At 71.4% G+C, this 22,331-nt stretch carries 20 protein-coding genes and 1 pseudogene; 7 read left to right on the top strand and 14 right to left on the bottom strand.

Annotated elements, in window-relative coordinates; translation table 11 throughout:
* Nucleotides 1-72: 72 nt before the first annotated feature.
* From M2163_RS38160 to M2163_RS38130, 7 genes are all read right to left on the bottom strand, one after another.
* Nucleotides 73-1,422 carry a ThuA domain-containing protein gene (locus M2163_RS38160; RefSeq protein WP_280896275.1) on the bottom strand — a complete coding sequence of 450 codons (1,350 nt, stop codon included), beginning with the start codon at nt 1,420-1,422 and terminating at the stop codon, nt 73-75.
* Between the two features lie 218 nt (nt 1,423-1,640).
* Nucleotides 1,641-2,645, bottom strand: coding sequence for a sugar phosphate isomerase/epimerase family protein (locus M2163_RS38155; RefSeq protein WP_280896274.1), 1,005 nt, complete (start codon nt 2,643-2,645; stop codon nt 1,641-1,643).
* Nucleotides 2,646-2,659: 14 nt separating this feature from the next.
* Nucleotides 2,660-3,862 carry a Gfo/Idh/MocA family oxidoreductase gene (locus M2163_RS38150; protein WP_280848357.1) on the bottom strand — a complete coding sequence of 401 codons (1,203 nt, stop codon included), beginning with the start codon at nt 3,860-3,862 and terminating at the stop codon, nt 2,660-2,662.
* A 155-nt stretch (nt 3,863-4,017) separates the two neighbouring features.
* On the bottom strand, nt 4,018-5,058 hold the full coding sequence (locus M2163_RS38145) for a substrate-binding domain-containing protein (protein WP_280896273.1): 1,041 nt from the start codon (nt 5,056-5,058) through the stop codon (nt 4,018-4,020).
* A 17-nt stretch (nt 5,059-5,075) separates the two neighbouring features.
* On the bottom strand, nt 5,076-6,095 hold the full coding sequence (locus M2163_RS38140) for an ABC transporter permease (RefSeq protein WP_280896272.1): 1,020 nt from the start codon (nt 6,093-6,095) through the stop codon (nt 5,076-5,078).
* The gene (locus M2163_RS38135; protein WP_280896271.1) at nt 6,092-7,615 is read right to left on the bottom strand and encodes a sugar ABC transporter ATP-binding protein; all 1,524 of its coding nucleotides are present in this window, start codon (nt 7,613-7,615) and stop codon (nt 6,092-6,094) included. Before M2163_RS38135 ends, M2163_RS38140 begins: the two co-directional genes overlap by 4 nt.
* An 85-nt stretch (nt 7,616-7,700) precedes the next feature.
* Nucleotides 7,701-8,882: an ROK family transcriptional regulator gene (locus tag M2163_RS38130; RefSeq protein ID WP_280848361.1), complete on the bottom strand. Its 1,182-nt coding sequence runs from the start codon at nt 8,880-8,882 to the stop codon at nt 7,701-7,703.
* Nucleotides 8,883-9,082: 200 nt separating this feature from the next.
* On the opposite strand from M2163_RS38130, the gene M2163_RS38125 reads away from it, so the two are divergent.
* Nucleotides 9,083-9,916 carry an NAD(P)H-binding protein gene (locus M2163_RS38125; RefSeq protein WP_280896270.1) on the top strand — a complete coding sequence of 278 codons (834 nt, stop codon included), beginning with the start codon at nt 9,083-9,085 and terminating at the stop codon, nt 9,914-9,916.
* A gap of 446 nt (nt 9,917-10,362) precedes the next feature.
* Here M2163_RS38125 and M2163_RS38120 read toward each other — a convergent pair whose 3' ends face one another.
* The 4 genes from M2163_RS38120 to M2163_RS38105 all read right to left on the bottom strand — a co-directional run bounded on the left by M2163_RS38120 (nt 10,363) and on the right by M2163_RS38105 (nt 13,671).
* Complete coding sequence (locus M2163_RS38120) at nt 10,363-11,040, bottom strand: GntR family transcriptional regulator (RefSeq protein WP_280896269.1); 678 nt, start codon at nt 11,038-11,040, stop codon at nt 10,363-10,365.
* A gap of 107 nt (nt 11,041-11,147) precedes the next feature.
* Nucleotides 11,148-12,086 (bottom strand): beta-ketoacyl-ACP synthase III, encoded by a 939-nt coding sequence (locus tag M2163_RS38115; protein ID WP_280896268.1) that lies wholly within the window; start codon nt 12,084-12,086, stop codon nt 11,148-11,150.
* Between the two features lie 147 nt (nt 12,087-12,233).
* Entirely contained in the window at nt 12,234-12,371 is a 138-nt protein-coding gene (locus M2163_RS38110; RefSeq protein WP_167347977.1) for a hypothetical protein, read from the bottom strand.
* Complete coding sequence (locus M2163_RS38105; RefSeq protein ID WP_280896267.1) at nt 12,337-13,671, bottom strand: OFA family MFS transporter; 1,335 nt, start codon at nt 13,669-13,671, stop codon at nt 12,337-12,339. The genes M2163_RS38110 and M2163_RS38105 overlap by 35 nt, the downstream gene beginning before the upstream one ends.
* A gap of 239 nt (nt 13,672-13,910) precedes the next feature.
* Between M2163_RS38105 and M2163_RS38100 the strand changes: the two are divergent.
* Both M2163_RS38100 and fdhD read left to right on the top strand, forming a co-directional pair.
* A pseudogene (locus M2163_RS38100) lies at nt 13,911-14,138 on the top strand (Fe-S-binding domain-containing protein); the annotation flags it as partial.
* Nucleotides 14,139-14,145: 7 nt separating this feature from the next.
* Nucleotides 14,146-14,994, top strand: a complete 849-nt coding sequence (gene fdhD, locus M2163_RS38095) for a formate dehydrogenase accessory sulfurtransferase FdhD (RefSeq protein ID WP_280848366.1) — start codon at nt 14,146-14,148, stop codon at nt 14,992-14,994.
* Between the two features lie 56 nt (nt 14,995-15,050).
* Here fdhD and M2163_RS38090 read toward each other — a convergent pair whose 3' ends face one another.
* Together M2163_RS38090 and M2163_RS38085 are read right to left on the bottom strand one after the other, a co-directional pair.
* A complete protein-coding gene (locus M2163_RS38090; RefSeq protein WP_280896266.1) occupies nt 15,051-15,578 on the bottom strand; it encodes an isochorismatase family protein in 528 nt (175 codons plus the stop codon).
* Nucleotides 15,579-15,597: 19 nt separating this feature from the next.
* Nucleotides 15,598-16,035 carry a MarR family transcriptional regulator gene (locus tag M2163_RS38085; protein WP_280848368.1) on the bottom strand — a complete coding sequence of 146 codons (438 nt, stop codon included), beginning with the start codon at nt 16,033-16,035 and terminating at the stop codon, nt 15,598-15,600.
* 104 nt (nt 16,036-16,139) lie between these two features.
* On the opposite strand from M2163_RS38085, the gene M2163_RS38080 reads away from it, so the two are divergent.
* The 3 genes from M2163_RS38080 to M2163_RS38070 all read left to right on the top strand — a co-directional run bounded on the left by M2163_RS38080 (nt 16,140) and on the right by M2163_RS38070 (nt 20,304).
* Nucleotides 16,140-17,057: a zinc-binding dehydrogenase gene (locus tag M2163_RS38080; protein WP_280896265.1), complete on the top strand. Its 918-nt coding sequence runs from the start codon at nt 16,140-16,142 to the stop codon at nt 17,055-17,057.
* Nucleotides 17,058-17,203: 146 nt separating this feature from the next.
* Nucleotides 17,204-19,066 (top strand): sialidase family protein, encoded by a 1,863-nt coding sequence (locus tag M2163_RS38075; RefSeq protein WP_280896264.1) that lies wholly within the window; start codon nt 17,204-17,206, stop codon nt 19,064-19,066.
* Between the two features lie 11 nt (nt 19,067-19,077).
* A complete protein-coding gene (locus tag M2163_RS38070; protein ID WP_280896263.1) occupies nt 19,078-20,304 on the top strand; it encodes a DUF4185 domain-containing protein in 1,227 nt (408 codons plus the stop codon).
* Here the strand turns inward: M2163_RS38070 and M2163_RS38065 are convergent.
* Nucleotides 20,240-21,265 carry a bile acid:sodium symporter family protein gene (locus M2163_RS38065; RefSeq protein ID WP_280897378.1) on the bottom strand — a complete coding sequence of 342 codons (1,026 nt, stop codon included), beginning with the start codon at nt 21,263-21,265 and terminating at the stop codon, nt 20,240-20,242. The genes M2163_RS38070 and M2163_RS38065 overlap by 65 nt on opposite strands.
* 179 nt (nt 21,266-21,444) lie before the next feature.
* Here M2163_RS38065 and M2163_RS38060 point away from each other — a divergent pair, with 179 nt between their 5' ends.
* Entirely contained in the window at nt 21,445-22,308 is an 864-nt protein-coding gene (locus M2163_RS38060) for a LysR substrate-binding domain-containing protein (protein ID WP_280848372.1), read from the top strand.
* Nucleotides 22,309-22,331: the final 23 nt, after the last annotated feature.

Raw genomic sequence — 22,331 nt, 5'->3', positions numbered from 1 at the left:
CGTCGTACGCGAACCCCGCTCAGGAGGGGAAAGACGGCGGGCGGGGGTCCGGCGTCCCCCGCCCGTCGCCGCTCAGCCGCCCTTGACGGGCAGTTCTCTGATCCGGATGTCGCGGAAGGACACCCGGTCGTCGGCTCCGTGGTTCTGGATGCCGACATGCCCGTCACGCAGGCTCCGGGCCGGGTCGGTGTTGGTGAAGTCGTTGATCTTCACGCCGTTGAGCCAGACGCGCAGGCGTTCGCCCTCCACGCGGATCTCGTACGTGTTCCACTCCCCCGGCGGGTTCAGCGCGCGGTCGCGTTTGTCCAGGTCGGCGGAGCGGAAGCCGTAGACGGACCCGGTCGTCTTCTCGGGTACGTCGGTGGCGTCGATCTGGATCTCGTAGCCGTTGTCCACGGCGGACCAGGGGTCGTCCGAGGGCGGGAAGCCCACGAAGACACCGGAGTTGTCGTCTCCGGAGGCGCCGGCCGTCTTCCAGTCGAGCTTCAGGGAGTACGAGCCGAAGCCCTGGCCGGAACCGGCGTACCAGAGCATCCCCATGCCGCCGGACGAGGTGAGTGTGCCGTCGTCGGACAGGGCGAAGGAGCCGGGTCCCGCCTGTTTCCAGTCGGTCAGTGAGGCGGCCGTGCCGTCGAAGAGCGGGCGGTAGCCGTTCTCCGGCCGGCAGTCGGCCTGTGCGTCGCCGGTCGCGTACCGGAGGCCGCCCAGCAGGTGGCCGCGGAAGGCTGGGTCGGCGTAGGACTCCTTGGTGTGGCCGAAGCCGGTGTAGAAGGCCCGGCCGCCCTGGTAGGCCTGGCACCAGGCGATGGGGTGGTCGCCGTTCATGGTGCCGCCGGTGTAGGACGACTCGTCGAGGGAGGCCAGGACGTGGACCCGCTCGCGGGGGTTGGAGCGGTAGTTGTACCACTCGTCGGTGCGGTTCCACGCCGGGGGCAGATCCGATGTGGAGGGGTGGGCCCGGTCCTCGACGGTCACCGTGGCCGGCTGGATCGCCGGGTGCGACTGGAAGTAGGCGCCGGCGAGGCCGCCGTAGAACGCCCAGTCGTACTCGGTGTCGGCGGCCGCGTGGATGCCGACGTATCCGCCGCCGCCGCGGATGTAGCCCTCGAACGCCCGCTGCTGTGCGGGGTCGAGGACGTCACCGGTGGTGGAGAGGAAGACGACGGCGTCGTAGCGGCGCAGGTTGCGTGGCGTGAAGGCGGCCGCGTCCTCCGTGGCGTCGACCGTGAAGCCGGCGCCCTGCCCCAGTTCGCGTACGGCCGTCACGCCGTCGGGGATCGAGTCGTGCCGGAAGCCGGCCGTCTTGGAGAAGACCAGCACCCGTGTGGTGTCGGCGCTGTGCGACGCGGCGGGCTGGGACACGCAGCCGACGAGCAGGGCCGCGCCGGCAACTGCCGTGGACCATCGTTTGGTTGTGTTCATGAGATCCCTCCTCTCAGCCGGGTGGTGGCGGCCGGCGTGGGGCCGGTGAGCAGGGCCACCGCTCTGTGCCGAGGGGTGCGGGGTCTGTGGGTCCCGATTCTGCCGGTCGGGGTGGTGCGGTCTTTCCCGTGCACGGTTGCCTCCGGAGTGGGGCCGGACGTACGGGTGGGTGTGGGTACGCCGGGATGCGCCGTCATCCCGGAACTGAGCGGTGCGGCTTACTCGTTGCCTCCGAACGCGGCGTCGAAGGAGGCCGACGGGGGTTCGAAGTCGTACTTCTTGAGGCTCTTGAGCGCCTCGGGCGCGCCCTGGAGACGGTCCATCCCGGCGTCCTCCCACTCGACCGAGATCGGGCCCTGGTAGTCGATGGAGCGCAGCATCCGGAACACGTCCTCCCACGGCACGTCCCCGTGACCGGCCGAGACGAAGTCCCAGCCGCGGCGCGGATCACCCCAGGGCAGATGGGAGCCCAGACGGCCGTTGCGGCCGTCGAGACGCCTGCGCGCCTCCTTGCAGTCCACGTGGTAGATCCGGTCCCGGAAGTCGTACAGGAAACCCACCGGGTCCAGGTCCTGCCACACGAAGTGCGAGGGATCGAAGTTCAGCCCGAACGCCGGACGGTGACCGACCGCCTCCAGAGCCCGCCGGGTCGTCCAGTAGTCGTAGGCGATCTCACTGGGATGGACCTCGTGCGCGAACCGCACACCCACCTCGTCGAAGACGTCCAGGATCGGGTTCCAGCGCCGGGCGAAGTCCTCGTAGCCCCGCTCGATCATCGACTCGGGCGCGGGCGGGAACATCGCCACCAGATGCCAGATCGCCGAGCCGGTGAAACCGATCACGGTCTCCACCCCGAAGGCGGCAGCCGCCCGCGCGGTGTCCTTCATCCGCTCCGCGGCCCGCCGCCGGACCCCTTCCGGATCACCGTCGCCCCAGATCACCTGCGGCAGGATCGCCTGGTGGCGCTCGTCGATGATGGCGTCGCAGACGGCCTGGCCGACCAGATGGTTGGAGATCGCCCAGCAGCTGAGGCCGTACTTGTCGAGCAGCGCGTGCCGGGAGTCCAGGTACGAGGGGTCGGCGAGCGCCTTGTCGACCTCGAAGTGATCGCCCCAGCAGGCGAGTTCGAGACCGTCGTAACCGAACTCGCGGGCCAGCCGGCAGACCTCTTCGAGAGGCAGGTCGGCCCACTGACCGGTGAACAGGGTGAACTGACGCGGCATGGTTCCGGGCCTCCTCAGACGGCGATCGGGGTGTAGACGGAGTTCTTCTCGGCGCTCTCCTCCACGGCCGCGAGCACCCGCTGCACCTGGAGCCCGTCGGCGAAGGAGGGTTCGGGGCGGCGGCCCTCGGCGATGGCGTGGACGAGGTCGCGGGCCTGGTGGACGAAGGTGTGCTCGTAGCCCAGGCCGTGGCCGGGCGGCCACCAGGCGTCCAGGTAGGGGTGGTCGGGCTCGGTGACCAGGATGCGGCGGAAGCCTGCGTGCGTGCCGGGTTCCGTGGCGTCGTGGTAGGCGAGTTCGTTGAGGCGTTCCAGGTCGAAGGCCAACGAGCCGCGGTCCCCGTTGAGTTCGATGCGCAGGGCGTTCTTGCGGCCGGTCGCGTACCGGGTGGCCTCGAAGGAGGCGAGGGCGCCGGAGGTGAAGCGTCCGGTGAACAGGGCCGCGTCGTCGACGGTGACCTGACCGGTGCCGCTGCCGGAGACGGCGGACAGGCCCTTGACCGCGCCCCCGGCCAGCGGCCGTTCCCGTACGAAGGTCTCCGTCAGGGCGGACACTCCGGACAGCGGTTCTCCCGCCAGGTACTGGGCGAGGTCGACGATGTGCGAGCCGAGGTCGCCGAGCGAGCCCGAGCCCGCCTTTTCCCTGCGCAGCCGCCAGGTCAGCGGGGCCTGCGGGTCCACGAGCCAGTCCTGCAGGTAGACCACCCGGACGTGCCGCAGCCTGCCGAGCCGGCCCTCGGCCACCATCCGGCGGGCCAGGGCGGTGGCGGGCACTCTGCGGTAGTTGAAGCCGACCATCGTCAACTGGCCGCGCTCGTACGCTTCTTCGGCGGCCCGGGTCATCGCCCGGGCCTCGTCGACGGTGTTGGCGAGGGGTTTCTCGCACAGCACGTGCTTGCCCGCGGCGAGGGCGGCGACGGCGATCTCGGCATGGCTGTCGCCGGGGGTGCAGATGTCGACGAGGTCGACGTCGTCCCGCTCGATCAGGGCCCGCCAGTCGGTCTCGGCGGCCGCCCAGCCGTGCCGGTCCGCGGCCCGGCGCACGGCGTCCGTGTCCCGTCCGCAGATCACCGAGAGCACGGGGCGGCGGGGCAGGTCGAAGACGCGTCCGGCGGTCCGCCAGCCCTGGGAGTGGGCGGCGCCCATGAAGGCGTAGCCGACCATGCCGACCCGGAGCGGCGGCACCTCGGCCCCTTCTGACTGCTGCGGCTGTGCCATGCGCGATGTCCTCCTCGTCGTCGTGGCGCGGTGGGGGGTGCAGCCCGGTCCGTCGACGAACCGGGCTGCTGGGACCTGCCCCGCGGATCGGTCCGGCCGGGGCGTGCTGCCACCGGCCTGCCCGGCCCGTGGAGCAGGTGCCGGATCGGTACGCCTCACTTGAAGCCGGTGGACATGTACTGGTCGACGTTGGTCTTGTCGACGACGGCCGAGTAGAGGGTGAGCGAGGCCGGGATCTCGAACTCGGAGAGGCCGCCGATCCCCTTGGACTGGCCGAGGGCGCGGGCGAGGTCGATCGCCGAGGCGGCCATCGTCGGCGGGTAGAGGACGGTCGCCTTCAGGACGCCGTTGTCCTGCTTGATGGCCTGGAAGGCGGACAGGGCGCCGGCGCCTCCGACCATCAGGAAGTCGTCGCGGCCGGCCTGGTCGATGGCGCGCAGCGCACCCACGCCCTGGTCGTCGTCGTGGTTCCACAGCGCGTCGAAGCTCGACTGGGCCTGGAGGAGCTGCGCCATCTTGGCCTGCCCGGACTCCACGGTGAACTCGGCGGCCTGGCGGGCCACTTTCCTGATGTTGGGGTAGTTCTTCAGGGCGTCGTCGAAGCCCTTGGTGCGCTGCTTGGTGAGTTCCAGGTTGTCGAGTCCGGCCAGTTCGATGACCTTGGCGTTCGACTTGCCCTTGAGCTTCTCGCCGATGTAGTGGCCGGCGTTGAGGCCCATGCCGTAGTTGTCGCCGCCGATCCAGCAGCGGTACGCCTGCGGGGTGTTGAAGATCCGGTCCAGGTTCACCACCGGGATCCCGGCACGCATCGCCTTCAGCCCGACCTGGGTGAGCGCCTTGCCGTCGGCCGGCAGGATCACCAGCACGTCGACCTTCTTGTTGATCAGGGTCTCGATCTGCCCGATCTGCTGGGCGGTGTCGTTGGAACCCTCGGTGATCTCCAGAGTGACGTCCGAGTACTTCTTCGCCCGGTTCTTGGCGTTGTCGTTGATCGCGTTGAGCCAGCCGTGGTCGGCCTGCGGCCCGGCGAAGCCGATCGTGACTTCCTTACCCGGCTTGTCGTCGGCGGCCGGCTGGTCGTTCGCGGCCGGCGACTCGTCCTTGGAGTCATTGCTGGTGCAACCTGCGAGGAGGGCACCTGCCCCGACGGCTGCGGTTCCGAAGAGCAGTCCTCTGCGGCTCGTAAGCTCAGGCATATCCGTGAACCCTTTCCTCAGGTCGTGCTTGCGGTACGGCGCTGGACCAGCACGGCGGCGACGATGATCGCGCCCTTGGCGATCTGCTGGACGTCGCTCTGCAGGTTGTTCAGGGCGAAGATGTTGGTGATCGTGGTGAAGATGAGGACTCCGAGCACGGAGCCGGTGATGGTGCCGCGCCCCCCGCTGAGCAGGGTTCCGCCGATGATGGCGGCGGCGATGGCGTCGAGCTCGTAGAGGTTGCCGTTGGTGTTCTGGCCGGAGCCGGACAGGATGATCAGCAGGAAGGCGGCGATGCCGCAGCACAGTCCGGACAGCAGGTAGAGGTAGAGGCGCTGGCGGCGGACGTCGATGCCGGCCAGGCGTGCCGCCTCCGCGTTGCCGCCGACCGCGACGGTGCGCCGGCCGAAGGTGGTGCGGTTCAGCACCAGCCAGCCGATGATCGTCACGACTGCGAAGACCATGACGAGCGGCGGTATCCCGAGGACGTAGGCGTCGCGCTCCCCCAGGTCCAGGACGGAGGACACGGTGACGATCTGCGTCCGGCCGTCGGTGATCTGGAGGGCGAGTCCGCGGGCCGAGGCGAGCATGGCGAGGGTGGCGATGAACGGGACCATGGCGCCGTACGCGATGAGCAGCCCGTTGACCAGGCCGCAGCCGACTCCGACGAGCACCGCGGTGAAGAGGATGCCCGCGAAGCCGTACTCCTGGGTGGCGACGGTGGTGGCCCACACTGAGGCGAGGGCGACGATCGCGCCGACGGAGAGGTCGATGCCTCCCGAGGTGATGACGAAGGTCATGCCGACGGTGACGACACCGATCACCGAGGCCTGGGTGAGGACGAGTTGGAGGTTGCGGGTGTCGAGGAACTCGTCGGGCTTGGTGATGCCGCCGATGAGGATCAGGACGGCGAGCACGCCGAGGAGGGAGAGGGTGCGGACGTCGGCGCGGGCGAACACCCCGCGCCAGGCAGGCGATTCGCTCACCGAAGGCACTTTGTCGGCGCTTCCCCGGGGCGGGGACACAGGCTGCGTCATGACACCGGGCTTCCTTCCATGACGAGGTCGAGTACACGGTGTTCGTCGAGCTCGCGGGCGGGCGCCCGGTGCACGACACGGCCCTCGCGGAGCACCAGGACACGGTCGGCGAGGCCAAGCACCTCGGGGACCTCGCTGGAGACCAGCAGTACGGCCAGTCCCTCGTCGGCGAGGCGCCGGACGACCGCGTACAGCTCGGCGCGGGCGCCGACGTCGACGCCCCGGGTGGGCTCGTCGAGCAGCAGGACGCGGCAGCCGCGCAGCAGCCAGCGGGCCAGGACGGCTTTTTGCTGGTTCCCGCCGGACAGGGTGCGGATCGGCACGGCGGGGTTGTCGGGCCGCAGCGACAGCTCACGGGTCGCCGCCCGGGCGGCACCGAGTTCGGCGCGCCGGTCCAGCCAGCCGGCCCGGGAGAAGCGGGACATGGAGGAGACGGACACATTGCGGGTGACCGACTCCAGCATCAGCAGGGCCTGTGCCTTGCGTTCCTCGGGGGCGAGCCCGATGCCGGCGCGGACGGCGGCGCGGACGCTGCCGGGCTTGAGAGCCCTTCCGTCGACGGTGACGTGACCGGCGGTGGGCTTGCGGGCTCCGTAGATCGTCTCCAGGATCTCGGAGCGTCCCGAACCGACGAGCCCGGCGAGGCCGACGATCTCCCCGGGGTGCACCACCAGGTCCAGGGGCTCGAACTCGCCCTGGCGGGTGAGTCCTTGGACCTCCAGCAGTGGCTTGCCCTCGCCCTTCGCGTCGGTGGGCGGCCGCTGCGGGAAGACGTACTCGACGTTGCGGCCCGTCATCAGCGCCACGATCTCGCGTGTCGGCGTCGACTTGGCGGGCAGCCCGACCGCGACGGCCCGGCCGTCCTTGAGGACGGTGACCCGGTCGCCGATCCTCCGGATCTCCTCCAGTCGGTGGGAGATGTAGACGACGGCGACGCCCTCGGCGGTGAGGCCGGCGACGATCCGGAAGAGGTTGTCGACCTCGTCCGGGTCGAGGGCGGCGGACGGCTCGTCCATCACGATGAGGCGCACGTCGTGGGAGAGGGCCCGCGCCATGGACACGATCTGCTGCTGCGCCGCCGACAACTCCCCCACCAGGCGCGCCGGATCGATCTCCGGGTGCCCGAGTCGTCGCAGCAGGGCGGCGGTCGACTGCCGGGCCGCCTTGCCGCGTACGACGAACCCGGCCGTGGTGGGTTCATGGCCGAGGTGGACGTTCTCGGCCACGGACAGGTGCTCCACCAGGTCGAGTTCCTGGTAGATGGTGGCGATGCCGAGGCGCATGGCGGCGATCGGCGAGCGCAGGGAGACCTCCTCGCCGCGCCAGCGCAGGCGGCCGGTGTCGGGCTGGTGGGCGCCGGCCAGCACCTTGATGAGGGTGGACTTCCCGGCGCCGTTCTGGCCGAGCAGGCAGTGCACCTCACCGGCCTGGACGTCGAGGTCGACGCCGTCGAGGGCCCGGACGCCGGGGAACGACTTGGTGATGCCGGACATGCTGAGCAGCGGTGGTTCTGGTGCCATGAGATCCCCTTGGCGGGCGTGCGGCCGGTTTCAGGGCAGGGCGAAGCAGGGCGCTGTGCGGGTGGGCCGTGACAGAGGCGGGTGCCTACGCGGGTGAGAACAGGTGGTCGCTGATGAGCCGGGCCGCGCCGATGACTCCGGCGGTGGGGCCCAACTCGCCCAGCACGATGGGCAGGTTGCCGGTCGCCAGCGGCAGTGACTGGCGGTAGACCTGGGTGCGGATCGCGGCGAGCAGGGTGTGGCCGAGGCCGGTCACACCGCCGCCGATCACCACCAGGCCCGGGTTGAAGAAGGAGACCAGTCCGGCGATGACCTGGCCGGTCCGGTTGCCGCCCTCACGGATCAGGTCGAGGGCGGTGGCGTCACCGGCGGCCGCGGCGGCGGCGACGTCGACGGCCGTCAGCCCGCCGTTCGCCTCGAAGCGCAGGGCGAGTTCCTCCGAGCGTCCCTGCTCGACGGCCTCCACGGCGTCCCGGGCGAGGGCCGCGCCGCTGAAGTGGGCTTCCAGGCAGCCACGGTTGCCGCAGGCGCACGGGCGGCCGTCGGGCACGGCCTGGATGTGCCCGATGTCGCCCGCGCTGCCCGTCACCCCGCGGTGGACCTCACCGCCGGCGACGATGCCGCAGCCGATGCCGGTGCCGATCTTGACGCAGAGGAAGTCGCCCACGGAGCGGGCCACGCCCGCGTGCATCTCCCCCATCGCCATCAGGTTCACGTCGTTGTCGACCATGACCGGGCAGCCGAGTTCCTGGCTGAGCGCCTCCCGCACGGGGAAGCCGTCCCAGCCCGGCATGATCGGTGGAGCCACCGGTACGCCCTCGGGGAAGCGGACCGGTCCCGGGACGCCGATGCCGGCGCCGTCGAAGCCCTCCGCGAGTCCCGAGGCCCTCAGCTTCGCGGCCATGGACAGGACCTGCTCGAAGACCGCGACCGGGCCCTCGCGGACGTCCATGGGCTGGTTGAGGTGTCCGAGGATCTCCAGTTCGGCGTTGGTGACGGCGACGTCGACCGAGGTCGCGCCGATGTCCACGCCGAGGAACCGCAGGTTGGGGGCGAGCCGGATGTTGTGGGAGCGGCGGCCGCCCCTGGAGGCGGCGAGTCCGTCGGCCACGATCAGGCCCGTCTCCAGCAGCCGGTCCACCTCCACGGCCAGCTTGGACCGTGACAGGTCGACCTGATCGCCCAGCTGCGCACGGGAGTTGGGCCCTCCGTCGCGCAGCAGTTTGAGCAGCTTGGCCTGATGCGCGTTCGCGGGTCGTGCCGTCATGCGTCTCACGAGCCCCTCCCCGCCTCTTTCGGCCACCGGTCTGCCGGGCTTTCGAGGGGAACGTAGCAGCGGTTGTCGCACCTGGGAAGAAGCTGTGCGCAGATTGATGCCCACTTTTCCCACTCGCAGGACAAAGACGTGCCTGCCTCTGGTGTCCCGACGTGTGCCCCCGCAGGATAGGGCCGACGGAGGGGGAGCACATGTTCGTGGTGACGGGTGCGACGGGCAATGTGGGCGCCGAACTCGTGCGGGCGCTGGCGGCGTCCGGTGAGCGGGTACGGGCGGTCAGCCGGGCCGGGCGGAGCGAGGGGTTGCCGGCGGGGGTGACGGCCGTGGCGGGAGATCTGAACCGGCCCGAGACCGTGCGGGACGCGCTGGACGGCGTACGCGGGCTGTTCCTGATGCCCGGATACGGCGGGCAGCGGCAGATCCTCGCGGACGCGCGAGCCGCCGGTGTGCGGCGCGTGGTGCTGCTCTCCGGACTGTCGGCGGGCACCGGCGACCGGGACAACGCGGTCGCCGGGTATCTGCTCGCCGCGGAGGACGCGGTGCGCGCGTCGGGGCTCGACTGGACGTTCGTCCGCCCGACGAGCTTCATGACCAACGCGCTGCGGCTCGCGGACCAGATCCGCGCGGGTGACACGGTCCGGGTGCCGTTCCCCGACGCGCGCACCACCGACATCGACCCCTACGACATCGCCCAGGTAGCCCAACGCGCGCTGCTGTCCGACGGGTTCGCGGGCCGTGTGCTCGAGGTCACCGGTCCCGAGGCGCTGTTGCCGGCCGATCGTGTCCGGATCCTCGGCGAGACACTCGGCCGGGGCCTGCGTGCCGTGGGACTGGGGCACGAGGAGGCACGGGCCGAGATGGAGGCGACCGGCATGCCGAAGCCCTACGTCGACGCCTTCTTCCGTTTCTTCGTGGACGGCACGCTGGACGAGTCGGTGGTGCTGCCCACGGTGGAGCAGATCACGGGCCGCTCACCGCGCACCTTCGCCCAGTGGGCAGAGGACCACGCGGAGGCGTTCCGGTGAGATGACCTACGCCCGCCACCGCGCGCGAGATGACGCCCACGCGCGCTCGCCGCGCTCCCCGGCCAGGACGGAACCACCGCGCCCGGCGAGGCCTCCGCACCAGCGCGCGGCGCCCGCCGCCGGCCGCGCCCGGCGATCACCGGTGCTCGGGGCCCGGTGCCCGATCCGGGGCCGGTGCCCCGGGCGCTGTGCCTCCGACGGCCGGGACGTCTCCAGCTCCCGCTATGCCGGGTCGCCTGGGGTGAGGGAGGGGGATCGGGGACGAGCGCTGTGTCCCGGCTCGGCGATGGTCGGCCCGGGCCCCGAGCGGCCTGAACTGCCTTCTGCTCGACGTCCCGCATGCTCGACGCCCCCGCCTCAGCGCGCGGCACCCCGACCGACAGCCACCAGCAAGCCTGGAGCCCGGCACCCGCCCCAGACCCCTCACCTGCGCTTCCGACGCCCCTCTACGACCGCTGACGCGCGTGATACGACGTCCGGGTGTGTTCCGTGTGCTCCCGCATCAACTTCGTGGCGCGCCCCTGGTCGCGGTCGGCGATCGCGGCGATCAGTTCACGGTGCTCGATCCAGGACTGGTGACCCCGCTGCCGGGCGATCGGCGTGTAGTACCAGCGCACCCGACGATCCACCTGCCCCGCCAGCTCCGCCAGCACCGCATTGCCCGCCAGCTCCATGACCTTCGCATGCAGTCGCGCGTTCAGGGCCACCGCGGCATCCACGTCGTCCGCGGCCACCGCCCTCTCCCCCTGCGCACACAGATCCTCCAGCGCGGCAACACCGGCACTGCCCGCGTTCACAGCCGCCAACCTTGCCGCCTCCGCCTCCAGCAACGTCCGCACAGTCAGCAGCTGATCGGCCTCCTCGTCGGTCGGCTCATGCACGAACGCACCCTGCGCCGGACGCAGATCCACCCACCCCTCGGTGTTCAACCGCTGCAAAGCCTCCCGCACCGGCTGCCTCGACACCCCCAGATGACCCGCCAGCTCACTCTCCACCAGATGCTGACCAGGCTGAAGAGCACGCGTCGTGATCAACTCAAGCAAGGCTTCGTAGACGCGATCCCGCAACGGACCGGGACGTTCGAGTTTCGGCACGGATCCCTGCGGCAGTCCTGTCGACAACATCGCGGTCCCCCTCCTCGACAGGCGGACATGTCCATTGCGTTTTGTCTACAGTCTACGGCGTCAACGGGACAGGTAAAGCGGGCGTCGGTCTCATCACATCCGTTCCGTCAGGGGCAGCGGACCACCTGACCGGCGTAGGACAGGTTGCCGCCGAACCCGAAGAGCAGCACCGGGTCCGCGGTGGCGATCGCACCCTGCTCGACCAGCTTGGAGAAGGCCAGCGGGATGCTCGCCGCCGAGGTGTTCCCGGACTCCGTCACATCGCGGGCGACCACCGCGTTGACCGCGCCGATCTTCTCCGCGAGCGGCTCGATGATCCGCAGGTTCGCCTGGTGCAGCACGACCGCGGCGAGGTCCGCCGGGGTGAGCCCGGCGCGTTCGCAGGCCTGCCGGGCAAGCGCCGGAAGCTTCGTGGTCGCCCAGCGGTAGACGCTCTGCCCCTCCTGGGCGAACCGGGCCGGCTCGCCCTCGATCCGCACGGCGTGCCCCATCTCCGGCACCGATCCCCACAGGACGGGCGAGATCCCGGGCACCTCGGCTCCTTCGACGACCGCCGCGCCCGCCCCGTCGCCGACGAGCACGCAGGTGGTGCGGTCGCTCCAGTCGGTCACCGCGGACATCTTGTCGGCGCCGATCACCAGCGCCCGGGTCGCCGCCCCGGCCCGGACGGTGTGGTCGGCGGTGGCCAGCGCGTGGGTGAAGCCGGCGCACACCACGTTGACGTCCATGGCGGCGGGCGAGGGGATGCCGAGCCGGGCGGCGACCCGCGCGGCCATGTTCGGGGACCGGTCGACGGCGGTCGAGGTGGCGACCAGGACCAGGTCGATGTCGGCGGGGGTGAGCCCGGCCGCGGCCAGCGCCTTGGCGGCGGCGTGCGAGGCGAGCTCGTCGACCGGCTCGTCGGGACCGGCGATGTGGCGGGTCCGGATGCCCACCCGGGACCTGATCCACTCGTCGCTGGTGTCGACGAGGCCCGCCAGGTCCTCGTTGGTGAGCACCTTGGCGGGCTGGTAGTGGCCGACTGCGGCGATCCGCGAGCCGTTCATGGGGGTCCCCCTCGTTGCCTTGGGTAGCGGGATCCACCAGTCTGATCAGTGACTCACGGGTACGAGGGCACGTAAGGCCACAGGAAACGGGCGCCCGAGTTGTCGGCTTCCCTCACCCCTTCGGACGCCCGAACACCTGCCGAACAGTTACTTGGTGAACAACTGCGTGGCCTTCTGCACGAGCTCGTAGAGCCCGTAGGCGAGCGGTGTGCCCACCCACACCCAGGCCAGGGCGATGAGCGGGCGCCGGTCAGGCGGACTCTGACTGCTGTCGGGCTGTGACATCGGCGGCCTCCCTCGGTGCGGGAATGTGGTGGCGGGCGCTGACGGGGCGGACCAGTTCGTTGGCGACGAAACCGACGACGAGCAGCCCGATCATGATCACGAACGACGTCCCGTAGAGGGCGGAGCCGCTCTTGCCCGCCTCCTCCTGCCGGTCGGCGATCCAGTTCACGATGAGCGGGCCGAGGACACCGGCCGTGGACCAGGCGGTGAGCAGCCGGCCGTGGATGGCGCCGACCTGGTAGGTCCCGAAGAGGTCCTTCAGGTAGGCGGGGATCGTCGCGAAACCGCCGCCGTAGAAGGACAGGATCACCAGCGCGCACAGGATGAACAGCGGCTTCGAGGAGTCGCCGAACAGCGCGATGAGCCCGTACATCGCCGCACCCACGCCCAGGTAGACGCGGTAGATGTTCTTGCGTCCGATCAGGTCGGACGTCGAGGACCAGCCGATGCGCCCGGCCATGTTGGCCGCCGACAGCAGCGCGACGAAACCGGCCGCTGCCGACACCGAGACCGGCGTCGAGGTGTCCTTGAAGAAGTCGGTGATCATCGGGGCGGCCTTCTCCAGGATGCCGATGCCCGCGGTGACGTTCATGCAGAGCACGATCCACAGGCACCAGAACTGGGGCGTGCGCACCGCGCCCCGCGCCGAGACCTGGGGGCCGTCGAAGGCGCTGGGCGCGTTCTCGACCGGCTTCTCGCCGCGCGGTACGCGCACCAGCAGGACCCCGAGCAGCATGAAGACGGCGTACGACAGCCCGTGCACGAGGAACGCGAGGGCGATCCCGGAGCTGTCGGAACCGAAGGACTCCAGCATCTGCGCCGACCAGGGCGAGGCGATGAGCGCGCCGCCGCCGAAGCCCATGATGGCGATGCCGGTGGCCATGCCGGGCCGGTCGGGGAACCACTTGATCAGGGTGGACACCGGTGAGATGTAGCCGATGCCGAGGCCGATGCCGCCGACGAAGCCGTAGCCGAGGACGATCAGCCAGTACTGCTCGGTGGCCGCCCCCAGCGCGGACAGCAGGAAGCCGGACGAGAAGCAGATGAGCGCCACCGTCATCGCCCAGCGCGGCCCGTTGCGCTCCACCAGCGTGCCGCCGAACGCGGCGGACAGGCCGAGCATCACGATGCCGAGCTGGAAGGGCAGTGCGCTCTGCGTGCCGCTGAGACCGAGCGCGGACTCGAGCGGCGGCTTGAACACGGACCAGGCGTACGCCTGCCCGATGGAGAGATGGACCGAGAGAGCGGCCGGGGGGACGAGCCAGCGGCTCCAGCCCGGCGGCGCGACAGGGGGACTCATGATCCCGAACGGTAGGAACAATCAGGTTAGTTGAGAAGGCGGCACGTCGACCGTATGCGATGAGCGGTATCCCGGACGCGACGAACGGTCGAGCCGGTGGATTTCCTGAGCGGGGTCGGGTTCGGCTCGGGCACCGCCCTCTTGCCCGGCCGCAACCCATACTGTAGACAATTTCTCGTCTACCATGAGCTCCGGGAGGTGGTCCGCCATGCCGAGCGCGACCCGTGACTCGGCAGCGAGCCCTCAGGTCGGAGTTCGACATGCGGGCGGCGGGTACCTGGGACGACGAGGGGCGCGGACCCGTACCCGCAGCGTGTGTGCGTCACGGAGTGAGCTGCGGGCCCACGCTCCATGTGCAGGACAATGAGATCGTGAAGGTCACCGCCCCGGCCGACGGGACGGTGCCCCACGGCAGCCTCTGCAGCAAGGGCCGTTTCGGCTACCAGCTCGTACAGAACCGGGACTGAGACACATATGGGACGAGTCACGGAACGACGCAAGGTGATCCGCATCCGCGACGGGGCCATCTCCTCCCGCCCCGACACCCTGGTCGCCGAAGAGCCACTCGAGATCCGCCTCAACGGCAAACCCCTCGCCATCACCATGCGCACCCCCGGCGACGACTTCGCCCTCGCCGCCGGTTTCCTCGTCAGCGAAGGCGTCCTCGCCCGGCAGAGCGACCTGCAGAACATCGTCTACTGCGCCGGCGCCACCAGCGACGGCACCAACACCTACAACGTCGTCGACGTCAAGACCGCCCCCGGCGTGACCGTCCCCGACATCACCCTCGAACGCAACGTCTACACCACCAGCTCCTGCGGCCTGTGCGGCAAAGCCAGCCTCGACGCCGTCCGCACCACCACCCACCATCCCCTCCACGACACACCCCCCCTGCACATCGACCCCGACCTCCTCGCCACCCTCCCCGACCAACTCCGCGCAGCCCAACGCGTCTTCGACCGGACCGGTGGCCTGCACGCCGCCGCCCTCTTCAGCCCCACCGGCGACCTCCTCGACATACGCGAAGACGTCGGCCGCCACAACGCCGTCGACAAACTCATCGGCCGCGCCCTCCAGAACGGCAACCTGCCCCTCTCCAGCACCATCCTGCTCGTCTCCGGCCGCGCCTCCTTCGAACTCGCCCAGAAGGCCGTCATGGCCGGCATCCCCCTCCTCGCCGCCGTCTCGGCCCCCTCCTCCCTCGCCGTCGACCTCGCCACCGAGACCGGCCTCACCCTCGTCGGCTTCCTCCGCGGCCACTCCATGAACGTGTACGCGGGAGAACACCGGCTGGCCCTGGAGGCATCGACCGCCCGGGGCTGACCGGCTGCCCGCCCCGGCCGTTCGGTCAGGTCTTCGCCCGCCCGGGGTCCGAGCGGTCACCCCGCCACGAAGCGCACCTGGTCCGCCGTCACCACCGTGCCCAGGCGCGGGAAGTCGAGCCGTACCGAGGCTTCGTGCTCGGCGGCGGTGAAGGCGGTCATGGCGTCCTCGACGAAGACGAGGTCGTGGCCGAGGTCCAGGGCGGCCCGGGCGGTGGACTCGACGCCGAGGTTGGTGGCGATCCCGCCGAACACGAGGGTGGTGACCCCGAGTTCGCGAAGGCGCGCCTCCAGACCGGTCCCCTGGAAGGCGCCGATGGTCCGCTTCACGATCTCGATGTCGCCGTGGCGGGCGAGGCCGGGCACCAGGCCGCTGCCGGGTGGCTGGTCGGCGACGCCGGGCCGTTCGACGCGCACGAGCACGACGGGTGCCCCGGCCGCACGGAAAGCGGACGCCAACTCCTCGGCCACGGCGAGGACTTCGGTGCCTTTGCGGGGTTCCAGAGGCAGCGCGACGATCCGGTCCATCAGATCGACGAGTACGAGGGCGCTGCGCGCGGGATCGAGCGCGAGGGGTCCGGTCATGACGGAACGTTATCCGTCATCAGCCCTCCGTGCCGGAGATCCGGATCAACAGGCCCATGAACTGGGCGCGTTCGTCCGTGGAGAGGGGGGCGAGCAGCTCGTCGTTGGCCTGGCGGGCGGCCCGCTCGCAGCGTTTCAGCAGCCGTGCCCCCTCGCCGGTGAGGGTGACCGCGTTCTTGCGGCGGTCCCCGGGGTCGGGCCTGCGCAGGACGAGAGCGGCCGACTGGAGGTCGTTCAGGATGCCGACGAGGTCCTTGGGGTCGAGGCCCACCGCGCGGCCGAGGTCGGCCTGGGCGACGGGGGCAAGGTCGCGGACGGCGGAGAGCACCACGTGGTGCCACATCTTCATGCCCTCGGCGGCGAGCGCCTCACCGACCAGGGCCCGCCCGCGGGCGGCGGCGCGTCCGAGGAGCCAGCTGGGGAGGGAGCGGATCGCGGGCAGGGGTGCTTCGGCCATGCGGCCAGCCTAGCCAGATTTCATTGGACTTCCCAACGACTTGCCTTCTATGGTCGTTCCTCGTCATCGTTGGGAAGTCCAATGAATTCTCGGGAGGTCGTGCGATGCGTCGCGTCCGGTACCGGTCCACGGGTGGCCCGCTGTTCCTGGAGGAGGTGCCAGCCCCCGAGCCGGGCCCGGGCGAGCTGCTCGTGCGCTGTGAGGCGATCGGTGTCACGCTCCCCGTCGTCCGCAAGGTGACGGAGGCCGCGCAGCCCGTGCCGCTCGGCGGCGAGCTCGCCGGCGAGGTGGTGACCGCCGGTGCCGGGGTCACCCGCTTCCGGTCGGGTGACCGCGTCACGGGGCTGTGCTTCGGTCATGGTTACGCCGACTTCGCGCTGCTGCACGAGTCCATGGCCTCGCCGGTCCCCGACGGCGCCTCGGCCGTCGACGCGGTCGCCCTGGTGCGCAGCGGGCTCGTCGCGCTCGGCGCACTGGCGGCGGCCCGGCCCGAACCGGGAGAGACGGCACTGGTCACGGCGGCGGCGAGCGGGGTCGGCCACCTCGCCGTGCAGCTCGCTCGGATCCGCGGCGCCTCCCGGGTGGTGGGCGCGGTGTCCGGCCCGGCCAAGGCGGAGTTCGTTCGCTCCCTCGGCGCCGACGCCACCGTCCTTTACCAGAACGGGAGTTGGGGGGAACCCGTCGACTACGTCCTGGACGCGGTCGGCGGTGAGCTGCTCGGCCCGGCGCTCGCCGCCGTGGCCCCGGGCGGGCGGCTGGTGGCGTACAGCTCGGGCGGCGGGACCATCCAGGCGTACGACCTGCTCGTCGGCGCCAAGTCCGTCACCGGCTTCCAGATGGCGCGGATCGCCCGCGAACGGCCGCAGTTGTACGAGCGGTGGCGACGGGAGCTGTGGGAGATGTTCCTGGACGGCACCCTGCGGCCCGTCGTGCACGGGCAGTTCCCGCTGGCGGACGCGGCGAAGGCGCACGGGGTGATCGAGGCGCGGCGCAACCTCGGGAAGGTCGTACTCCATCCGTGACGGGACACGCGTGGGGTTCTTGTGACGCACGGGGTGCGGAACTACCGTCCGTGACCCGAAGGTCACATCCTCGGACGTACGGACTGAAGTGATGTACGGACAGACGTGACGCACGGACACAAGTACGGACAACTGAAAGGGCGCCCGTGACGTCGAGTCGCGCACGTCTGAGATCCTCCCTGACCGCCGTGTCCGCCACCGCCGCCCTCCTCGCCCTGCCGGGCACCGCGCACGCCCGGCCCCCGTCCGGCGCACCGGGGTTCGAGCAGCAGATCCTTTTCAAGGCCGACCGGGATCCCGGTTACGCCTGCTTCCGCATCCCGGCGATCGTGAGGACGACCGGCGGCACCCTGCTCGCGTTCGCCGAGGGGCGGGTCCTCAACTGCGGGGACGCCACCGACATCGACATCGTCCTCAAACGGTCCACGGACGGCGGCCGCACCTGGGGCCCCCTCCAGGTGGTCGACGAGGGCGGGGGCGACACCCACGGGAACCCCGCTCCGGTCGTGGACCGAGGGACGGGCCGCGTCCTGCTGGCCGAGACGTACAACACGGGCCGTGCGGACAGCGGGAACTGCCGGGCACCCTGCGACCGCACCCCGCACCTCCGGTACAGCGACGACGACGGCCGCACCTGGTCCGCGCCCCGCGACCTGAGCGACGAGATCCTGCCCCCGTCCCCCACCTCCTGGTACGCCACCGGCCCCGTGCACGGCATCCAGCTCGGCCACGGCCCGCATGCCGGGCGGCTGGTGTTCGGTGTCAACGCCGAGACGTGGGACGGCAGCCGGGTGAGCGCGAACCACGCGGCGCTGGTGGTGAGCGACGACGGCGGCGAGCACTGGCGGGTCGGCGCCACCGACTCCTGGCCGGTCGCCGCCGACGGCACCTTCCGGCAGAAGCCCTCCGAGGTCACGCTCACCGAGCGCGCCGACGGCTCCGTCCTCGTCAGCGGACGCGAACAGGACGGCACCGACCTCGGCCACCGCACCCAGGCCCTCAGCACCGACGGCGGCGACAGCTTCACCGCCCCTTTCCGGGCCGTCCCGGACCTGTACGCGCCGCAGGTCCAGTGCGCCACCCTCGGTCTGGGCGCGCGCCTGCTGCTGTCCTGCCCGGCGGACCCGGACCGGCGCCGCACGATGACGATCCGCTCCTCCTACGACGGCGGCCGCACCTGGGACACCCCCGACCGTGCCACGGTCGTCACCACCGACTGGTCCGGCTACTCCGACATGGCCCCGGTCGACGAGGACACGGTGGGTCTGCTGTACGAGGGCGGGGTCGCGGACGCGCGCGACGAGATCCGCTTCGCCCGCTTCTCCGAGGACTCGCTGACACCGCGCCGCGGCCCCGACCCGACCACTCCGGACCGCGCTCCCCTCGCCCCTCCCGCGGCCGTGCTCGGCGGCGCCCGCGAGCGGACCGGGGTCGTCGGCGGGGCCCTGGGATTCGACGGTGCCGACGACGCCGTACGACTGCCGTATCGCGAGGAACTCCCGCTCGGCGCCCGGGACTTCACCGCGTCGCTGTGGTTCCGGTACACCGCCGCGGCCGGGGAGCAGCCCATGCTGTGGATGGGCGGCGTCGGCCCCACCCAGCCGCAGGTGTGGCTGCGCGGGGAACCGGCGAGCGGCCGGGTGCGCGGGCTGATCACCGTCCGGGAGGGCGCGACGACCGTGCGGACCGCGACGGTGAGCGTGAACGGCGCGTACAACGACGGCCGGTGGCACCACCTGGCCCTGCGCCGGGGCGGCGGCAGGCTCACGCTCTTCGTCGACGCCACGGCGGTCGGCGCACCGGACGTGCCGGGTTCGGTCAGCCGCAACGCGCCGTTCGGTGTGCACATCGGACAGCGCATGGACGGCCGGGCCCACTTCACCGGCGCGATCGACGAGGTCCGGGTGTGGGACCGGGCCCTGAGCGACGCGGAGATCACCGGCGCGGGCGCCGTCTCCGGGGACGCCGTCCTGTGGCTGCCCATGGACCGGGTGGACGTGAGCCGCTAACGTCGCGACCCGTGCCCGAGGACGCACGAGCACGACAGCGAACCGGCACCGGCGTCGGTCTGCTGCTGGCGCTGGTGCTCGGAGCCGTGCTGCTCACCGCCCTTCCGGACGACGGCGGGCGGGACGGCGGCGACTGCACCCCGCTCACCGTGGGCTCCTGGTCGGCGCACGACCGGCTCACCGGAGAGTTCGCCCGCTACGGCGACGACGGCGCCCGCGGCGACGACTGGACCGGCGGCGACGGCACCCATTCGGTGCGGCTGCCCGACGGGCGGCTGCTGTGGCTGTTCTCCGACACCTACCTCGGCCAGGTGCACGGCCCGCCCAACCCGTTCGGCGAGTCGTACGCCTGGCGGGACACCACCGCCCCGCTGGTGCGCAACTCGGCAGTGCTGATGCGCGGCGGCCGACTGGAGTCCACCCTGCCGGCGCCCCTGTTCCCCGACCCCGGTCCCGGCCAGTGGCGCTGGCCGGTCGCGGCCCGTGTCGAACCCCGCTCCCCCGGCTCCGACGAGCAGGTCGTCAGGGTGCTGCTGTGGGTGCGGACGGCGGGCAGCTCCCCGTGGATCTACGGCGTCCCGACCGCCACCGAGGTCGCCACGCTCTCGCTGCCCGGCCTGCGCGTCGAGTCGGTCACCGAGGTCCTCGACGAGCGGCGGGTCGGGGACCCGTCCCGGCGGGTGCTGTTCGGGACCACACTGGTCGAGGACGGCGACTGGACGTACGTCTTCGGCGGTGACGACGGCCGGGCCGCGTCCCGGTCCGTGTCCTCGGCCTACGTGGCCCGGGTGCCGAGGGGCGCTCTCGCCGAGCCGGGTGCCTGGGAGTACTGGGACGGCTCGGCCTGGACGACCGGCGCCCGCCCGCGCCCGGTGCTCGGGGACGGGCGGCGCACCGGGGTGGGCAGTGCCTTCTCGGTCGTACGGCAGGACGGCACGTACGTGCTGTTCACCATGGCGGCGGGGACGAAGGGGCTCGCCGCCGTGACCTCGTACTGGGCCTGCTCCCCCACCGGGCCGTGGCACGGGCCGGAGAAGGACTTCACCCCGTCCCTGCCCGCCGGTCAGGTCGCCGCGTACAACCCGCAGGCGCACCTCGAACTGAGCGGCGGGGGACGGCTGGTGCTCAGTTACGACGTCAACTGGCTGGAGACGACCCTGGCGTCGGCGCAGCTCAGCCGGAACGTGTCGCTGTACCGACCGCGGTTCGTGACGCTGCGGCTGACCCGGACGCGCTGACCTTCCCGGTCTCCTCCGGGACGGGGTCGTGCGAGCGGCGCTTGGCGATCACCGCGCAGACCATCAGCTGCATCTGGTGGAAGAGCATCAGCGGCAGCACGGCGAGCGAGGCGTGGGCGCCGAACAGGACGCTGGCCATGGGCAGTCCGGAGGCGAGGGACTTCTTCGAACCGGCGAACTGGATGGCGATGCGGTCCTCGCGGCCGAAGCGCAGCGCCTTGGCGCCGTACCAGGTCAGGGTGAGCATCAGGGCGAGCAGAACCGCCTCGACGATCATGAGGCCGCCGAGCCTGAGCGGGCTGACCTGGTGCCAGATGCCCTGGACCATGCCCTCGCTGAACGCGGTGTAGACGACCAGCAGGATCGACCCGCGGTCGACGAGGCCGAGGACCTTCTTGTGCCGGGTGATGAAGCCGCCGATCCAGCGGCGCGTCAACTGGCCCGCCAGGAACGGCACGAGCAGCTGGAGCACGATCTCCAGGAGCGAGTCCGCCGAGAACCCGCCACCGCTGCTGCCGAGCAGGGCGGCCGCGAGGAGCGGGGTGATGACGATGCCGACCAGGGAGGAGAAGGAACCGGCGCAGATCGCCGCGGGCACGTTGCCGCGGGCGATCGAGGTGAAGGCGATCGAGGACTGGATGGTGGAGGGGACCAGGGTGAGGAAGAGCAGGCCCTGGTAGAGGGGGTCGGTCAGGAAGACCGGGACGAGTCCGCGGGCGGCCAGGCCCAGCAGCGGGAAGATCACGAATGTGCAGGCGAGGACCGTGACATGGAGGCGCCAGTGCTTGAGGCCGTCCAGGGCCTCACGGGTGGACAGGCGGGCGCCGTACAGGAAGAAGAGGAAGGCGATCGCCGCCGTGGAGGCTCCGGAGGCCACGTCCGCGGTGGTCCCGCGCGCCGGTACGAGGGCGGCGAGGCCCACGGTGCCGAGCAGCAGCAGGATGTACGGGTCGACCGGCATCCAGGCCGGCCACTTCAGGCGCTTCACGGTGCTCCACTTGCTCGTGTTCGACGGTACGGGGTCATGGCGGGCACCTCCCTCTGGCCGGAGGGTCCCCCTCCATCGTCCTCCTTCACTCCTTGATCGGGAATCCCGCATACCGCTCTGACTGTCATCACGTTCCGCGATAACCTGGGGCGGTGTACGACCCCTCGCAGCTGCGGACCTTCCTGGCGGTCGCGCAGACCCTGAGCTTCACGCAGGCCGCCCGGCGGCTCGGGCTGCGCCAGTCGACGGTGAGCCAGCACGTGCGGCGCCTGGAGGAGGCCGCCGGTCGGCAGCTGTTCAGCCGCGACACCCACTCCGTGGAGCTGACGGAGGACGGTGAGGCGATGCTGGGGTTCGCCCGGCGGATCCTGGAGGTGCACGAGCAGGCGACGGCGTTCTTCACGGGCACACGCCTGCGGGGGCGGCTGCGGTTCGGGGCGTCGGAGGACTTCGTGCTCACCCGGCTGCCGGAGATCCTCGAGGGCTTCCGGTACGACCATCCCGAGGTGGACCTGGAGCTGACGGTCGAGCTGTCGGGCACCCTGCACGAGCAGCTGGCCGCCGGGAAGCTGGACCTCGTGCTCGCCAAGCGGCGGCCCGAGGATCCCCGGGGCGAGCTGGTGTGGCACGACCGGCTGGTGTGGATCGGCGCGGAGCGGCTGCGCCCGGACACGGACCGCCCGGTGCCGCTGATCGTGTACCCGCCGCCGGGGATCACGCGGACGCTGGCCCTGGAGGCGCTGGAGCGGCAGGGGCGGGAGTGGCGGATCGTGTGCACCAGCGGGAGCCTGAACGGGCTGATCGCGGCGGCGCGGGCCGGCCTGGGGGTGATGGCGCACTCCAGGGGGCTGGTGCCGCCGGGGCTGGTGCGGGTGCCCGACCGCTTCGGGCTGCCGGAGCTGGGGCGGGTGGACTTCGTCCTGGTCCACGGCCGTCGGCGTACGGCCGCCCAGGGGGCGGCGGACGCGCTCGCCTCGGCGATCCTCGCGGGCGGGGACCGGCTGCACCGGGGGTGAGTCGCTCGGCCCGAGTGACGCAT

Origin of the sequence: Streptomyces sp. SAI-135, assembly GCF_029893805.1 — a bacterium.
In the GTDB taxonomy this organism is placed as follows: domain Bacteria; phylum Actinomycetota; class Actinomycetes; order Streptomycetales; family Streptomycetaceae; genus Streptomyces.
The sequence above is the reverse complement of the archived record's forward strand: the minus strand, read 5'-3'. Positions and strand labels throughout refer to the sequence as shown.

Bases quoted from the DNA above. Each gene is read 5' to 3' on its own strand.
- M2163_RS38160 (WP_280896275.1), bottom strand. From the start codon at position 1,422: ATGAACACAACCAAACGATGGTCCACGGCAGTTGCCGGCGCGGCCCTG.
- M2163_RS38155 (WP_280896274.1), bottom strand. From the start codon at position 2,645: ATGCCGCGTCAGTTCACCCTGTTCACCGGTCAGTGGGCCGACCTGCCT.
- M2163_RS38150 (WP_280848357.1), bottom strand. From the start codon at position 3,862: ATGGCACAGCCGCAGCAGTCAGAAGGGGCCGAGGTGCCGCCGCTCCGG.
- M2163_RS38145 (WP_280896273.1), bottom strand. From the start codon at position 5,058: ATGCCTGAGCTTACGAGCCGCAGAGGACTGCTCTTCGGAACCGCAGCC.
- M2163_RS38140 (WP_280896272.1), bottom strand. From the start codon at position 6,095: ATGACGCAGCCTGTGTCCCCGCCCCGGGGAAGCGCCGACAAAGTGCCT.
- M2163_RS38135 (WP_280896271.1), bottom strand. From the start codon at position 7,615: ATGGCACCAGAACCACCGCTGCTCAGCATGTCCGGCATCACCAAGTCG.
- M2163_RS38130 (WP_280848361.1), bottom strand. From the start codon at position 8,882: ATGACGGCACGACCCGCGAACGCGCATCAGGCCAAGCTGCTCAAACTG.
- M2163_RS38125 (WP_280896270.1), top strand. From the start codon at position 9,083: ATGTTCGTGGTGACGGGTGCGACGGGCAATGTGGGCGCCGAACTCGTG.
- M2163_RS38120 (WP_280896269.1), bottom strand. From the start codon at position 11,040: ATGTTGTCGACAGGACTGCCGCAGGGATCCGTGCCGAAACTCGAACGT.
- M2163_RS38115 (WP_280896268.1), bottom strand. From the start codon at position 12,086: ATGAACGGCTCGCGGATCGCCGCAGTCGGCCACTACCAGCCCGCCAAG.
- M2163_RS38110 (WP_167347977.1), bottom strand. From the start codon at position 12,371: ATGTCACAGCCCGACAGCAGTCAGAGTCCGCCTGACCGGCGCCCGCTC.
- M2163_RS38105 (WP_280896267.1), bottom strand. From the start codon at position 13,671: ATGAGTCCCCCTGTCGCGCCGCCGGGCTGGAGCCGCTGGCTCGTCCCC.
- fdhD (WP_280848366.1), top strand. From the start codon at position 14,146: ATGGGACGAGTCACGGAACGACGCAAGGTGATCCGCATCCGCGACGGG.
- M2163_RS38090 (WP_280896266.1), bottom strand. From the start codon at position 15,578: ATGACCGGACCCCTCGCGCTCGATCCCGCGCGCAGCGCCCTCGTACTC.
- M2163_RS38085 (WP_280848368.1), bottom strand. From the start codon at position 16,035: ATGGCCGAAGCACCCCTGCCCGCGATCCGCTCCCTCCCCAGCTGGCTC.
- M2163_RS38080 (WP_280896265.1), top strand. From the start codon at position 16,140: ATGCGTCGCGTCCGGTACCGGTCCACGGGTGGCCCGCTGTTCCTGGAG.
- M2163_RS38065 (WP_280897378.1), bottom strand. From the start codon at position 21,265: ATGCCGGTCGACCCGTACATCCTGCTGCTGCTCGGCACCGTGGGCCTC.